At 63.3% G+C, this 13,637-nt stretch carries 13 protein-coding genes and 1 tRNA gene; 3 read left to right on the top strand and 11 right to left on the bottom strand.

The annotated features are described in order from the left end of the window. Positions 1–109: 109 nt before the first annotated feature. The gene (locus DEJ54_RS05400) at positions 110–1,465 is read left to right on the top strand and encodes a bifunctional diguanylate cyclase/phosphodiesterase (RefSeq protein ID WP_113153665.1); all 1,356 of its coding nucleotides are present in this window, start codon (positions 110–112) and stop codon (positions 1,463–1,465) included. A gap of 38 nt (positions 1,466–1,503) precedes the next feature. On the opposite strand, the gene DEJ54_RS05395 is transcribed toward DEJ54_RS05400, so the two are convergent. Next, positions 1,504–1,860 carry a septal ring lytic transglycosylase RlpA family protein gene (locus DEJ54_RS05395; RefSeq protein ID WP_113153664.1) on the bottom strand — a complete coding sequence of 119 codons (357 nt, stop codon included), beginning with the start codon at positions 1,858–1,860 and terminating at the stop codon, positions 1,504–1,506. A gap of 147 nt (positions 1,861–2,007) precedes the next feature. Here DEJ54_RS05395 and DEJ54_RS05390 point away from each other — a divergent pair, with 147 nt between their 5' ends. Beyond that, positions 2,008–3,231 carry a serine hydrolase gene (locus tag DEJ54_RS05390; RefSeq protein ID WP_162742216.1) on the top strand — a complete coding sequence of 408 codons (1,224 nt, stop codon included), beginning with the start codon at positions 2,008–2,010 and terminating at the stop codon, positions 3,229–3,231. Between the two features lie 57 nt (positions 3,232–3,288). Here the strand turns inward: DEJ54_RS05390 and DEJ54_RS05385 are convergent. The 9 genes from DEJ54_RS05385 to DEJ54_RS05345 all read right to left on the bottom strand — a co-directional run bounded on the left by DEJ54_RS05385 (position 3,289) and on the right by DEJ54_RS05345 (position 12,219). Further along, positions 3,289–3,373 (bottom strand) — tRNA-Leu (locus DEJ54_RS05385). Positions 3,374–3,522: 149 nt separating this feature from the next. Next, positions 3,523–4,143: a 2,3-bisphosphoglycerate-dependent phosphoglycerate mutase gene (locus DEJ54_RS05380; protein WP_113153662.1), complete on the bottom strand. Its 621-nt coding sequence runs from the start codon at positions 4,141–4,143 to the stop codon at positions 3,523–3,525. A 32-nt stretch (positions 4,144–4,175) separates the two neighbouring features. Further along, positions 4,176–4,988 (bottom strand): 4-hydroxy-tetrahydrodipicolinate reductase, encoded by an 813-nt coding sequence (dapB, locus tag DEJ54_RS05375; protein ID WP_113153661.1) that lies wholly within the window; start codon positions 4,986–4,988, stop codon positions 4,176–4,178. 1 nt (position 4,989) lies between these two features. Next, on the bottom strand, positions 4,990–6,816 hold the full coding sequence (locus DEJ54_RS05370) for an ABC transporter ATP-binding protein (protein WP_113153660.1): 1,827 nt from the start codon (positions 6,814–6,816) through the stop codon (positions 4,990–4,992). Between the two features lie 192 nt (positions 6,817–7,008). Next, entirely contained in the window at positions 7,009–8,037 is a 1,029-nt protein-coding gene (locus DEJ54_RS05365) for a glucokinase (protein ID WP_113153659.1), read from the bottom strand. A 354-nt stretch (positions 8,038–8,391) separates the two neighbouring features. Continuing rightward, positions 8,392–9,435: a penicillin-insensitive murein endopeptidase gene (gene mepA, locus DEJ54_RS05360; RefSeq protein WP_113153658.1), complete on the bottom strand. Its 1,044-nt coding sequence runs from the start codon at positions 9,433–9,435 to the stop codon at positions 8,392–8,394. A gap of 74 nt (positions 9,436–9,509) precedes the next feature. Next, positions 9,510–10,400 (bottom strand): SDR family oxidoreductase, encoded by an 891-nt coding sequence (locus tag DEJ54_RS05355; protein ID WP_113156101.1) that lies wholly within the window; start codon positions 10,398–10,400, stop codon positions 9,510–9,512. Beyond that, the gene (gene queG, locus DEJ54_RS05350) at positions 10,397–11,527 is read right to left on the bottom strand and encodes a tRNA epoxyqueuosine(34) reductase QueG (protein ID WP_113153657.1); all 1,131 of its coding nucleotides are present in this window, start codon (positions 11,525–11,527) and stop codon (positions 10,397–10,399) included. Before queG ends, DEJ54_RS05355 begins: the two co-directional genes overlap by 4 nt. Further along, positions 11,527–12,219, bottom strand: a complete 693-nt coding sequence (locus tag DEJ54_RS05345) for a glutathione S-transferase family protein (protein ID WP_113153656.1) — start codon at positions 12,217–12,219, stop codon at positions 11,527–11,529. The genes queG and DEJ54_RS05345 overlap by 1 nt, the downstream gene beginning before the upstream one ends. Positions 12,220–12,359: 140 nt before the next feature. On the opposite strand from DEJ54_RS05345, the gene DEJ54_RS05340 reads away from it, so the two are divergent. Further along, positions 12,360–13,166, top strand: a complete 807-nt coding sequence (locus DEJ54_RS05340; protein WP_113153655.1) for an undecaprenyl-diphosphate phosphatase — start codon at positions 12,360–12,362, stop codon at positions 13,164–13,166. A gap of 74 nt (positions 13,167–13,240) precedes the next feature. Here DEJ54_RS05340 and trxA read toward each other — a convergent pair whose 3' ends face one another. Beyond that, complete coding sequence (trxA, locus tag DEJ54_RS05335; RefSeq protein WP_113153654.1) at positions 13,241–13,564, bottom strand: thioredoxin; 324 nt, start codon at positions 13,562–13,564, stop codon at positions 13,241–13,243. Positions 13,565–13,637 lie beyond the last annotated feature (73 nt).

Raw genomic sequence — 13,637 nt, 5'->3', positions numbered from 1 at the left:
ATGAACAAAAGACTGTTCACGATAACGTTATATTGGATACGATTCATAAACACTTTACGTCCACTGTTCGGCGCATCGAGAACAAGATCGCCCGCATAACGGAGTTTCGATGCAGCCGGCGCCCGCACAAGCACGGACGATAACGGCGGACCAGTCCGACTTTGCCTTCACCGATGCGTTGACGGGCCTCGGAAACATGCGCCGATTCTTCGACAAGATCGACCGGTTGATCGAGGAACGCGCGGACGACCCCGCTCCTTTCGCCATCGGCGTTCTGGATCTCGATGGCTTCAAGCCGATCAACGACCTTTTTGGCCGCGCCGCGGGCGATGAAATCCTGCAGCAGGTGGCCATGCGGCTGCGCGCCGCGATGGATACGCACTCCACGGTCACCCGCATCGGCGCAGACGAATTCGCCTTTCTGTTCCCGCTGGTCTTCAGCGAGGAGGCCGCGCGCGAGAAGACACGGCTTCTGATCGAAATTCTCTCCGCCCCCTATGATGTCGGCCACCGCACCGCGCGGCTTTCGGCGTCTGCCGGCTGTTCCCTCTATTATTCCGAGGAAGAGACAGGCGAGGTTCTGCTCAACAAGGCGGAAACCGCGCTCTATCAGGCCAAGCGCACGGGGCGCGGCGCAGTCGTGGTCTACACCCGCGAGATGGAAGAGGCCGCCAAGCGCGTAACCCATATCGAGCAGGCCCTGCGCCGGGCGGTCGCCGCCGGCGAGGTGGAGCCGCATTTCCAGCCGATCGTCGATCTGGAAACCCGCCGCACGGTGGGCTTCGAGACGCTGGCGCGCTGGACCGACCGGGATCTGGGACCGGTTTCGCCGGGCATCTTCATTCCCATCGCCGAAGAACGCGGCATCATCGGCCCGTTATCGCAGCTGGTGCTGCGCAAGGCCACGGAAGCCGCACGCGACTGGCCGGAGGATCTGTTCCTCTCGTTCAACCTGTCGCCGTCTCAACTGGTCGATCACAATACCGGCCTGCAGATTCTCTCCATTCTCGAACAGACGGGCTTCGATCCGCGCCGGCTGGAGATCGAGATCACCGAAACGGGTCTGATGAACGACCCTGCCTCCGCACAGCGCATCGTTGAGGATCTGCGGCGGGTTGGCATTCGCGTTTCGCTGGATGATTTCGGCACCGGACAGTCGAGCCTTGGCCGGCTGCGCGAGTTCCATTTCGACAAGCTCAAGATCGACCGCGCCTTCGTCGCCTCGATCCTGGAAGACCGGCCGTCCGAACACATCATCCGCGCCATTCTCGCCATGTGTGAGGGGCTTGGCATGGAAGTGGTTGCCGAAGGCATCGAAGCCGAGGCACAGGCCGAGCGCCTCACGCAGTTTGGCTGTGCGGGCGGGCAGGGCTATCTCTTCGGGCGTCCCTGCAATGCCGACGCCACGCTTGGCTATCTCCACCATACGGGCGAACAGAAAACACTGCAGCGCGCGAGCAGCTAACCCGCCTTCCGGCTCGCTTGCCAGCTTGGGGCCTGACCCTAGCGCTTTTCCAGACAGACCCTGGTGTGGCCGGCGCGAATGAAACCGAGCTTCGCTGCAGCAGCCTTTGACAGATCGAGAATGCGGCCACGCGCAAAGGGGCCGCGATCATTGATCCGCACGACCACGCTGCGGCCATTGCGCTCGTTGGTTACACGCAGTTTCGTGCCGAAGGGCAGGGTGCGGTGCGCTGCGGTCATCGCAGCCGGGTTCATCCGCTCACCTGAAGCCGTCTTCGACGTAAGCGCGTACCATGACGCGCTGCCGCACTGTGCTGACGCCGGTGCGGACAACACCGCAACGAACAAAGCGGCTGCCGGCGTGATCATCGCGCCGCGGGAAAGTCGCCTATGCATTATCAGTTTCCTGGAGTTGACGTAGCGGCCGCATAGCGGCGAAATGAGGCGACGTAGCGGCAGCTGCCGCCACGGCATGAAATTGCGACGCAGGATGGGCCGTTCTCGGGCTTTTCTGCTTCGCCTATGCCCTTGAGGGAGGCTTCCTTGACCGACACGCCGCGCACTCTTCGCTCCACCCGCAGGCTCGTCGGCCTTACAGGGCTTGCCGGCCTGCTTCTGGCTTCCACGCCGCTTGCAGCACAGGAAACCGATCCAGGGGCAGACGCCGTGCAGAAGATCGCGCTCGACGCCTTCGACGCCATGAAGCTCAACGCGCTTCTTCTGGAGGTGCGGATTGATGGCGAGCCGCTCATCACGCTTGCCCATGGCGAAGCGATGCCGGGCGTGCCGCTCACCACGGACGGACACTTTCGCAATGGCGCGGTAGCGCTCACCTATGTTGCGGCAGTGGCGCTGCGGCTTGCGGAGGAGGGGCGCTTCGACCTCGACCGCCCCATTGCAGAATGGATGCCCGACCTGCCCGCCGCCGACACGGCGACGCCCCGCATGCTGCTTAACATGACGGCGGGCTACCCCGATCACGTGGCGAACGAGAAGGGATTTCTCGAGCCCTTCTATGCCGATCCTTTTCGACAGTGGACCCCGGAAGAGCTGATCGATGTCAGCCTGTCCACCCCCCGTCGCTTTGCGCCCGGAGAGAACTGGGACTATTCCCATTCAGGCTATGTCATCCTCGGGCGCGTGATGGAGGCGGCCACGGGCGAAAAGCTCGCCGCACTGATGCAGCGCTACGTTCTCGATCCGCTCAATCTCTCGCAGACGCAGGGCCATGACACGCCGTCTGTCCCGGAACCGGTGGTGCACTCCTACACCGCCGAGCGCGGCGTCTGGGAGGACGCCACCCACTGGAATCCTTCCTGGACACTGGCGCAGGGCTCGGTTCAAACGACGGGCATTTCCGACATGGCCCGCAGCTTTGACACGATCACCGGCATCGACGGGTTCCTGCAGCCGGAATCCCGCAAGGCCATGATCGAGCCGCGCCTGATCGGCTTTGGAAGTCCGCTTGAGGGCTGCCCCAACTGCCACACGCTGGACAGCGCCTTCAGCTACGGCCTTGGCGCGATGCTGCGCGGGGACTGGGTCATGCAGACGCCATCCTTTGCTGGCAATGCATCGGCCGTCGCCACGCTGCCGCAGGGCCATTCACCCGAAGGCCGCGTGACCATTGCCGTCGCCGTGACCTACAGGGAAGAGGCGTTCGATGACTGGCAGGGCAATGTGCCCAACCGCGCCACTGACATTGTTCAGAAAATTGCTGAGGAGCTGGTCCCCGATAACCCGCCCGGACCGCGCCCGAAGCGCTGATACGCAGGCAGCAGCAAGCGCTGCTGACAAAACCGGATTCATTTGTCGGGAAGGGGATGGTGCCCAGGAGAGGACTCGAACCTCCACGCCTCGCGGCACACGGACCTGAACCGTGCGCGTCTACCAATTCCGCCACCTGGGCAGGTGTGCGATGCCGATGTAGGGGGCAAACCCTTCCGTGTCAACGCGGATTTTGATGTTTGTAAAGAAAATGACATGGGGCGTTCCGCCGCATGGGTTTGCGGGGGGCCCAAAACGTGAAAAGGGCGCCCGAAGGCGCCCTGAAACAGATCAATCCTCGAGAACTTCCTTCGAGGCCACCGTCGAATCAGCGTTGAGCTTGTAGACGATGGGAACGCCGGTCGCGATTTCCACCTTCAGGATCTCTTCGCCGGAGAGGCCGTCGAGCGCCATCACCAGCGCGCGCAGCGAATTGCCATGCGCCGCCACCAGAACCGTCTCGCCACGCAGCACATGCGGCAGGATCTCGTGCAGGAAATAGGGCCACACGCGCGCGCCCGTGTCCTTCAGGCTTTCGCCGCCGGGAGGAGGGGTGTCGTAGGAACGGCGCCAGACATGCACCTGCTCCTCACCCCATTTCGCGCGGGCGTCGTCCTTGTTGAGGCCCGACAGATCGCCATAGTCGCGCTCGTTGAGCGCCTGATCGCGAATGGTCTCCAGCCCCTCCATCCCCAGCTCGCTGAGGATGTGATCATTGGTGACCTGTGCGCGCGACAGAACGGAGGTGTAGGCGATGTCCGGCTTGAAGCCGCGCGCCTTCAGCCGGCGGCCGGCGTCCTTCGCCTCTTCATGCCCCTTTTCGGTCAGGCCCGGATCGCGCCAGCCGGTGAACAGGTTCTTCAGGTTCCATTCGCTCTGGCCGTGACGAACGAGAATAAGGGTACCGGACATGATGGGTTCCTTGTTGCTTCGTAATGGAAGATTCAGTTGAGCCCGAGAACGTCGAGCATGGAATAGAGGCCGGGCTTGCGGCCATGCGCCCAGAGGGCGGCCTTGGCCGCGCCATGGGCGAAGATGCCGCGATCTTCAGCCTGATGCGAAAGGGTGATGCGTTCGCCGGTCCCGGCGAGAATGACGGAGTGCTCGCCAACGACGGAACCGCCGCGCAGCGTGGCAAAGCCGATCGTGCCTTCCTCGCGCGGCCCGGTCTGGCCGTCGCGCACGCGCACGCTCTTTTCCGCCAGCGCGATCTCGCGGCCCCGCGCCGCCGCCTCGCCGAGCAGAAGCGCCGTACCGGAGGGCGCGTCCACCTTGTGACGGTGGTGCATCTCCAGAACCTCGATATCGAAATCCGGGGCCTCCAGCGCGCGGGCTGCTTTCTCGACCAGAACCGCAAGCAGGTTCACACCGAGGCTCATATTGCCCGACTTCACGATGGTGGCGTGGTGCGACGCTGCCTTGATCTTCGCTTCGTGCTCCGGCTCGAAACCGGTCGTGCCAATCACATGAACGATATGGGCCTGCGCTGCATAGCCGGCAAATTCAACGCTGGAATCCGGCGAGGTGAAGTCCAGAACGCCATCGGCCTTGGCGAAGGCCGCCAGCGGATCGTCGCTGATCGGAACATTGATGATGCCGAGGCCGGCCAGCTCACCCGCGTCCCTGCCGAGGAAAGACGAGCCGGGACGCTCGACAGCGGCTGCGACGCGCACCCCATCCATGGCGTGAACGGTGCGGGTCAGCGTCTGGCCCATGCGGCCTGCCGCTCCCACGATCACCAGCCCCATATCCGTCATGCTAGTTCTCCTGCGGCGCAGCCGCGCCATTGTCTGCTGTCGTGTTGGCGAGAAGATCCTCGCTCTTCTGGCTCTGCATGCGATGGAAGCGTGCATAGATGCCGTGCGGTTGGCGCACAAGGCTCTCATGCGTGCCCTCTTCCACCAGATGCCCTTCCTCAAGCACCACGATGCGGTCGGAATTGACCACGGTGGAAAGCCGGTGCGCGATCACAAGCGTCGTGCGGGTTTCCATGATGCTTTCCAGCGCCTGCTGCACCCGCGCTTCAGACTCATTGTCGAGCGCGGAGGTCGCCTCGTCGAGAAGCAGGATCGGCGCGTCGCGCACGATGGCGCGGGCAATCGAGATGCGCTGGCGCTGGCCACCGGAAAGGTTTGCGCCATTCTCGCCCACCAGCGTGTCATAGCCCTGAACCTGCTGGCGGATGAAATCATCGGCAAAGGCCAGCTTTGCCGCTTCTTCCACCTCTGCGTCCGTCGCATCGGGACGGCCATAGCGGATGTTGTCGCGGATCGTGCCCTCGAACAGATAGGGCTGCTGCGAAACATAGGCGATGGCGCTGCGCAGCGAGCTCTTGGTCACGGTGGAGATGTCCTGCCCGTCGATCTCGATGCTGCCGCCATCCAGATCGTAGAAGCGCTGCAACAGGGCGAAGAGGGTCGACTTGCCCGCACCCGACGGGCCGACAATTGCCGTGGTCTCGCCCGCCTTCGCGACAAAGCTGATGCCATGCAGAACCGGCAGATCGTCGCCATAGGAGAACGCCACCTTGTCGAAGGTGACCGTGCCCTTTTCCACTGCGAGCGTCCCGGCCCCCGGCGCATCGCGCTGCTGCGGCTCGGTGTCGAGGATCTCGTAGATCATGCGGGCATTGACCAGCGCGCGCTCGAGATTGACCTGCACGCGCGCCAGCTTGCGCACCGGATCATAGGCCAGAAGCAAGGCGGTGATGAAGGCAAACACGGAGCCCGGCGGCTGCGCGCTGACGGAAGCCCGCCAGGCCGCGTAACCGATCACGCCGGCAATCGCCAGGCCGGCCAGAAGCTCGGTGATCGGCCCGAGGCGTTCGGAAACGCGGGCGATCTTGTTGGAGCGGTCCTCGGCATAGGCGATCAGCCCGGACATCTTGTCCGAGAGCTGCTGCTCCATGGTGAAAGCCTTGATGATGGCGATGCCCTGCACCGATTCCTGCATTGCGCCCAGCAGGCGGGAGTTCACATCCACCGCCTCGCGCGTGACGCGGCGCAGGCGGCGCATCAGATAGTTGACCGAATAGATGAGCGGCGGGCCGATCACCAGCGCGATGACCGAGAGCAGGGGATCCTGCATCACCATCACCGCCACAAGCGCAATCAGCGTGACCATGTCGCGCGCGATGGAGGCCACGGTCATGTTGAGCAGATCGCGGATGCCCGTCACGTTCTGGCTGATCTGGGCGGCGAGCTGGCCGGAGCGGGTGGTCGTGAAATAGTCGATGCCAAGCCGCATCAGATGGTCGAACATGCGCTGCTGATAGCGTGCAACGATGTTGTTGCCGATCTTCGCGAGCATGACCGACTGGCCGTAGGTCGCGAAGCCGCGGATCGCAAAGGCGGCGACGATTGCGCCACAGATCCAGCCGACCAGCTCCCAGCGCTGTCGATAGAACACCTCATCGATGATGTCGCGCATGATCCAGGCGCTGAAGGCCGTGGTGCCGGCAATGGCCAGCATGCAGGCAATCGCGATCAGGTAATGTCCGATGTAATCGCGGCCGTTCTCCGCGAAAATGCGGCGAATGACGGGAAGGACCTCACCGACATCCGTCTTGTTTTTTCCAAGCTTCAAAACGTCCGTTCCTGTTCAACCGGGCTTTCGATCGTCCTTTGTGCGTCCAAACGGACACACGGCGATCCAAAGCGTGGGAGCATTTTCAGGCGTCCATACGGGCGCTTGGCGCTCCAGTGCAGCTTTGCCAACAGGCTATGCCCGTTCGCTCTCGCTCATGCAACGGTGAATCCGGTCGAGGGCGGCGTCTTTTCAGTCTGCTTTCCAGCGCCGGCCCTGGGTTTCGACCCCGAAACGCACCGGCGTGCGGGCATAGGCGGCAAGGCCCACCAGCGCGGCCATCGGGTGCGTGATCACATAGACGGGGATCTCTTTCACCAGTGCGCTATGGGGCGCCTTGTCCTCAAAGGCCCTGCGGAAATTGCCGTTCTTGAGCGTTGGCACGATCTTCTGGGCGATGCCGCCGCTCAGATAAACCCCGCCCCGCGCCATGAAGATCAGCGCCAAGTCGCCGGCAAGGCGGCCAAGATAGGTGACGAAGAGATCAAGCGTTTCAACGGCGACCGGGTCCGATCCATCGAGCCCCGCGCTGCTGATCTCGGCCGGCGTTTCATGAACGGGCCGCTTGCCGTCGGCGGCGCTGATCGCCCGGTAAAGGTTGACCATGCCGCGCCCGCAAAGGATCTGCTCGGCTGCGACACGTCCCTCGATGCGCTCCAGATGCGGGAAGATTTCGAGATCGCGCTCGCTGCGCGGCCCCAGATCCACATGCCCGCCTTCGCCCGGCACCGGAAACCAGGTGTGCTGCGCATGAACCAGCCCGGCCATGCCAAGGCCCGTTCCCGGCCCCAGAACAACGCGGCTGCCCGTCGGGTCCGCCTCGCCCGGGCACACCATTTCCAGATGCTCGTCGTCGAGCGCCACAACGGCCAGCGCCTGCGCCTCGAAATCATTGATGACGATGATGTCGCCCAGCCCCATCTTCTCCATCATCTGGCGGGGGCGCACGACCCAGTCGCAATTGGTGAGATCGATCTCGTCACCATCGACGGGTCCGGCCACGGCCAGCACGGCAGACTGTGGTAAAATGGAGGTGCGGTCGAGGATGGCGCTCTGGATCGCCTCATCGATGGTTTCATAATCGGCGGTCTGCACCACCGGAAAGGTTTTCGGCTCGGCGTTGGAATCCACCAGAATGGCAAACCGCGCATTGGTGCCGCCGATATCGCCGATCAGGATGGGGAATCGAAGCGCAGTATCGTTTTCGTTCTTGAAATGCATGACATAGACTCAGGTTTCAGGCGCGGCCGAACGCGGCGCGCCTGTCAGTCTCTGCCCCATTCTCGATGACGCGCCGATGAATGTTTCCGGCGACGGGACGTTGCGCTGACGGCGCTAGCTCTGCTCCCCGCATGGTTCCCGGACCCGCCGTGCGGCGCACCCAGCATGCTTATGGTCATGGAACCGCCAATCGCGTTGCCCCACAACCCTTTTATTGCTAGCGCATCGCAGAACAGACGCAGATATGCCGCTCTGAAACACGCCTTTAGAGCGCAATTAAATCGGTTGAAGACGGAAGGCAAGCGCACCGATGCCAAAAAACCGGCGCGCCTGGTCCTGTCCGGCGCTGATAATCTACTGGAATGCCGGCCTGTTGCTCGGGCGCGGCACGCTGGCCGACGGCATGGCGGAGAGGATACTGGCCGGGCTTTCAGCCTGATAGCCGAGCACGGGCAGTTCAGCCGTCGCCGCCTGCGGAACGCCGCCGGCGCCCGTCACGGTCACGGCAACCTCGGATACCGGGTCGGGTGCAGCAAGCACGGCGCGACAGGCCGAGGGCAGGGCGGCCATGGTCATGACATCGCGCGCCTTCGGCTTGGCAGGTCCCTTGGCCGGCTTCCACGGCTCGTCGGTGAACCACCAGGCCAGCGTGTCATCACACCCCTCACTGCGTGGTGGCGGATTCTGCGGCTCGCAGCCCGGCGACCCGGCGGGACAGCCGATGCGAACGTGGAAATGATAGTGATGGCCCCAGTAAGGGCGAACCTTGTTCAGCCACGAACGGTCGCCACGCACCGTGTCGCACAGCTTCTTCTTGATGCCGGGATGCACGAGAAGGCGCTCGACTTCCGGATAGCTCGCCGCGCGGCGCAGCACGGCCTCATGCCCCTTCGTCCACTTCTTGTCGTCAACGTAGAGCGAACCCTTCTTCAGCATGGAGATGGCGCTGATGCGCTCACGGTCCGCCACCGTCATCCGCTTCGCCGGCATTTCGGTGAACCAGATATCGGCGTCGAGCCCGATCTGATGCGAGGCATGGCCGGTGAGCATGGGGCCACCGCGCGGCTGCGAGATATCGCCAACCAGCAGACCACGCCAGCCATCCTGCGCAGCCTCACGCGAGAGCTTCTCCAGCACCGAGATCATGACCGGGTGCCCCCAGCGGCGGTTGCGCGAAAGGCGCATAGCCTGCCAGTTCGGTCCGTCGGGTGCAATGGCCACGCCACCCGCGAAACAGCCCTTCGAATAGAAGCCATGCGCGGCGGGGCGGGTGGCGGCGGGCAGCGACTTAGCGCCGAAAAGCTGCTTTGCCAGCGGCTCGGCCTCAGCCGATGCAAGCGTGGCGGAAAAGCCCAGAAAGGCCGTGGCCGCCAGTTTCAGAATCCGTTGGAATCGCATCGTTTCCTCGTTTTCGACCCGCCCGTGCGATCATCAAAGCATAGCACAGCTTGCGATTCGCTTACGGTCGCGGTTTACGAATTTTCCGTCCGCCAGTTCCCGTCGGCCCACATGGCCTCAAGCGCCGCGCGATAATCGGGATGGCGCATCCGGTAGCCGGTGGCTTTCAGCCGCGCATTGCTCACCCGCTTGCACTCGCCATAGAAGGACCGCCCCATGGGGCTTAGATCGGCATCCTCAAAGGCGATGTCCGGCGGCGTTTCCTGCCCCATCAGCACGGAAGCATGGGCCACCACATCCTGCGGCGGCGAGGGGGCGTCATCCGTGACGTTGAAAATTCCGGTCTCGAACCGCCGGGCGAGATGCGCCGTGGCCCCGGCAATATCGTCCACATGGATGCGATTGAAGACCTGCCCCGGCTTGACGATGCGGCGCGCCTTGCCCGCCTCCAGATTGCGAAAGGCGTTGCGGCCCGGCCCGTAAATGCCCGACAGCCGGATGATCGCCACCGGCAGACCCGTTTCCGCTCCCAGCTGCGCCCATTCCGCTTCGGCAACGAGCCGCTGTTTCGAGCGCTCGGAGACAGGATCGCATTCAGCCGTTTCATCCACCCAGGCGCCATCATGATCGCCATAGACGCCCACCGTCGACAGATAGCCGATCCATTTCAGCGCCGGCATGGCCCTGGAAATCGTCTCACGCGCGACCGCAAGCACCGGGTCACCCGACGCGTCGGGCGCAATGCTGACGATGAGATGCGTGGTTTCGGACAGCGCCTTTTCCAGATCCGGTGAAAGCGCGGCTCCGCCCTGAAAAACATGCGGCGCGATGCCTGCCTCTTTCAGGCGTCCGGCATTCTCCGCGCTGCGCGTGGTGCCGGCAATGGACGCCGCCTCACCGGCAAGCTCGCGCGCAATCGCGCGGCCGGAATAGCCCGCGCCGAAGATGAAGAAGCTCTTGGTCATGATCGCCCATCCCATTCGGCTTGCACGTCTGCATCGTTTTCCCGCGGACGCAGCTGCGTTTCAAGTAAAGCAAATGCCTTATTGTCCATAAGCTGCGACAGCGCCCACACGGCTGCGCCGCGCACAAGCGGCGCTTCGTCTTCCGCCAGACGCCTGCAATGGTCAATCAGGCCGGCTTCGCCGGAATTTCCCGCCGCGATCAGCACATTGCGGATGAAGCGGTTGCGCCCGATGCGCTTGACCGGCGAACCGGAAAAGAAGGCGCGGAACCCCGCATCGTCCAGTTCGAGAAGCCCGGAAAGCGGCGGCTCCTTCAGATCCTCGCGCGCCTGAAGCTTCGCCTCGGCCGCATCCTGCGCGAACTTGTTCCACGGGCATGCGGCAAGGCAATCGTCGCAGCCATAGATGCGGTTGCCCATGGGAATGCGGAACTCGCGCGGGATCGGTCCCTTGTTCTCGATGGTGAGATAGGAAATGCAGCGCCGCGCATCGATCTGGTAGGGCGCGGGAAACGCCTTTGTCGGGCAGATGTCGAGACAGGCGCGGCACGAGCCGCAATGGTCGCGCTCCGGCGCATCGGCGGGCAGGGACGCGGTGGTGAAGATCGAGCCGAGAAACAGCCAGGAGCCAAATTCGCGGCTCACCAGATTGGTGTGTTTGCCCTGCCAGCCAAGCCCTGCCTCGCGGGCGAGCGGCTTTTCCATCACCGGCGCGGTGTCCACGAACACCTTCACATCCTCGCCAGTTCGCGCAGCCAGTTTGCCGGCAAGCTGTTTCAGCCGACCCTTGATGACGTCATGATAATCGCGATTGCGCGCATAGACCGAGATTGCCGCCCGGTCCCGGCGCTTGAGGATTTCGAGCGGGTTTTCATCCGGCCCGTAATTCATCCCCAGCATGATGACCGAGCGCACCTCCGGCCACAGGCCCTGCGGATGGGCGCGGCGGTCCGCCGTCTCCTCCATCCACTGCATGCTGCCGTGGCGGCCTTCTTTCAGGAAATGCCCAAGCTCGGCCGCACGCGACGGCGCAGCCTCGGCAGACGCCACCGCGACGGCGTCAAAGCCCAGCGCATGCGCCTCTTTCTCGACGAACGCGCGAAGCCGGTCGGCCTGCGCGCCGGACATCAAAAGTCCAGATCCGCGTAGTGGGAAACGGGGGAGAGCCCGCGCACGCGGTCAGCAAGAATGGAACGGAAGCAGGGACGCGACTTCATGCGCGAATACCAGTCGCGCGCGGCCGGATATTCCTGCCAGTCGACCTCGCCCAGATAATCCAGCACCGAAAGCGTGGATGCAGCGGCCAGATCGGCATAGGAGAGCCGCTTGCCGGCCATCCAGTCGCGCGTGCCGGCGAGCCAGTTGGTGTATTTGAGATGCTGGCGCACATTGGCGCGGGCCGCGCGAATGGCTGCCGAATCCGGCGAGCCGCCGCCCTCTGCACTGGACATCTGCGGCTTCAGCGCCCGCTCCCGCACCAGATGGCGGGTCACATCGGCATCGGCCTTGATCAGATACCAGTCCACGAGACGGCGGATCTCCGCCCTCTGGACCGGATCTTCGGCCATCAGCCGCTTGTCGCGCTTGAGCGCGCCACGGGTCTCGTCCAGATATTCGGCGATCACGGTCGGGCCGACAATCGGATGATCCCCCTCGGCAAGAAGCACGGGGATCGTGCCGGCCGGATTGAGCGTCAGAAACTCCTCGCGACGAACCCAGGGGCGTTCCTCGATCAAGGCGAGTTCCTCGCCATATTCGCCAAAGGAAAGCCGCACGAAGCGGCAGGAAGCATAGAGTGGATGATGAAACAGCGTCAGCATTTGTCGGCTTCTAAAGGAAGGCTCTGGCCATTTCATGGCCGTGGCGGTAATCCTTCGATTACCTGATTCTGCGATTTGGTCCTCTCAGCTATAGGGGGAGACTGGCAGACTGACAAGCAAGCCCTGATTGAGGAACGGACATGACGGATCAGACCATCGTGGGGGCCCTTCTCCTTGGCATCCTCGAAGGACTGACGGAGTTCATACCCGTCTCGTCGACCGGCCATATCCTTCTGGCCGGCCATTTCCTCGGCTTCGAATCCACCGGCAAGGCCTTTGAGGTCCTGATCCAGCTCGGCGCGATCCTGGCAATCCTCAGCGTCTATGCTGGACGTCTGTGGAAAATGCTCATCGACCTGCCGCGCGATCCCGCAACACAGCGTTTCGTGATCGGCATTCTCCTCGCCTTCCTGCCTGCGGCGGTGATCGGCGTTCTGGCCTACAAGATCATCAAGACCGTGCTCTTCGAAACGCCTCTTCTGATCTGCGTCATGCTCATTCTCGGCGGTTTCGTGCTGCTCTGGGTAGACCGCTGGGCGACCAAGCCGCGCTATAGCGACATCACGAAATTTCCCATGCCCATGTATCTCGGCATCGGCCTGTTCCAGTGCCTGTCGATGATCCCCGGCACCTCGCGCTCCGGCGCGACCATAGTAGGCGGCCTTCTCATGGGGGCGGACAAGCGCTCGGCAGCCGAGTTCTCCTTCTTCCTCGCCATGCCGACCATGACCGGCGCTTTCGCCTACGACCTCTACAAAAACTACGACCAGCTCACCGCCGCCGATGTGCAGATCATCGCGATAGGCTTCATCGCCGCCTTCTTCGCAGCGCTTCTGGTGGTGCGCTGGCTGCTCGGCTACGTGTCGCGGCGCGGCTATGCGCTGTTCGGCTGGTGGCGTCTCATCGTCGGCACCGCCGGCCTGATCGGCCTGCTCGTCTGGGGCTGACAGGGCAGGTAAAAAAGGTCCGACAAAAAACCCGGCGCAAGGCCGGGTTTTTCATGTCACGAATATCGTCGTGATTAGCCGGCTGCGCCGCTGATCCAGGACGAAAGAGCCGTCTTCGGTGCAGCGCCGACCTTCATGTCAGCCACTTCACCGCCCTTGAACATGATGAGCGTGGGGATGGAGCGCACGCCATACTGAGCGGCGAGCTCCGGGTTCTCATCGATGTTGACCTTGGCGATCTTCACCTTGCCGCCGAGCTCGGCAGCGATCTCGTCGAGAGCCGGCGCGATCATCTTGCAGGGGCCGCACCACTCGGCCCAGAAGTCGACAACCACGGGCTCGGAAGCCTGCAGAACGTCGGCCTGGAAATTGTTCTTGTCCGCCTTCACGGTGGCCATGGGGATTCTCCTTATCGGCAAAACGTGTTGTACAACATGTGGGGGTGGCGCTTCGCTGCGTCAAGCGCTCTTG

Source organism: Nitratireductor sp. OM-1 (genome assembly GCF_003296175.1).
Lineage (GTDB): Bacteria > Pseudomonadota > Alphaproteobacteria > Rhizobiales > Rhizobiaceae > Nitratireductor > Nitratireductor aquimarinus.
Note: the sequence above shows the minus strand (reverse complement) of the source record. Positions and strands in the feature narration are given on the sequence as shown.

Coding starts and splice junctions, on each gene's coding strand:
- DEJ54_RS05400 (WP_113153665.1), top strand. CDS start 110: ATGCAGCCGGCGCCCGCACAAGCACGGACGATAACGGCGGACCAGTCC.
- DEJ54_RS05395 (WP_113153664.1), bottom strand. CDS start 1,860: ATGCATAGGCGACTTTCCCGCGGCGCGATGATCACGCCGGCAGCCGCT.
- DEJ54_RS05380 (WP_113153662.1), bottom strand. CDS start 4,143: ATGTCCGGTACCCTTATTCTCGTTCGTCACGGCCAGAGCGAATGGAAC.
- dapB (WP_113153661.1), bottom strand. CDS start 4,988: ATGACGGATATGGGGCTGGTGATCGTGGGAGCGGCAGGCCGCATGGGC.
- DEJ54_RS05365 (WP_113153659.1), bottom strand. CDS start 8,037: ATGCATTTCAAGAACGAAAACGATACTGCGCTTCGATTCCCCATCCTG.
- mepA (WP_113153658.1), bottom strand. CDS start 9,435: ATGCGATTCCAACGGATTCTGAAACTGGCGGCCACGGCCTTTCTGGGC.
- DEJ54_RS05355 (WP_113156101.1), bottom strand. CDS start 10,400: ATGACCAAGAGCTTCTTCATCTTCGGCGCGGGCTATTCCGGCCGCGCG.
- queG (WP_113153657.1), bottom strand. CDS start 11,527: ATGTCCGGCGCGCAGGCCGACCGGCTTCGCGCGTTCGTCGAGAAAGAG.
- DEJ54_RS05345 (WP_113153656.1), bottom strand. CDS start 12,219: ATGCTGACGCTGTTTCATCATCCACTCTATGCTTCCTGCCGCTTCGTG.
- DEJ54_RS05340 (WP_113153655.1), top strand. CDS start 12,360: ATGACGGATCAGACCATCGTGGGGGCCCTTCTCCTTGGCATCCTCGAA.
- trxA (WP_113153654.1), bottom strand. CDS start 13,564: ATGGCCACCGTGAAGGCGGACAAGAACAATTTCCAGGCCGACGTTCTG.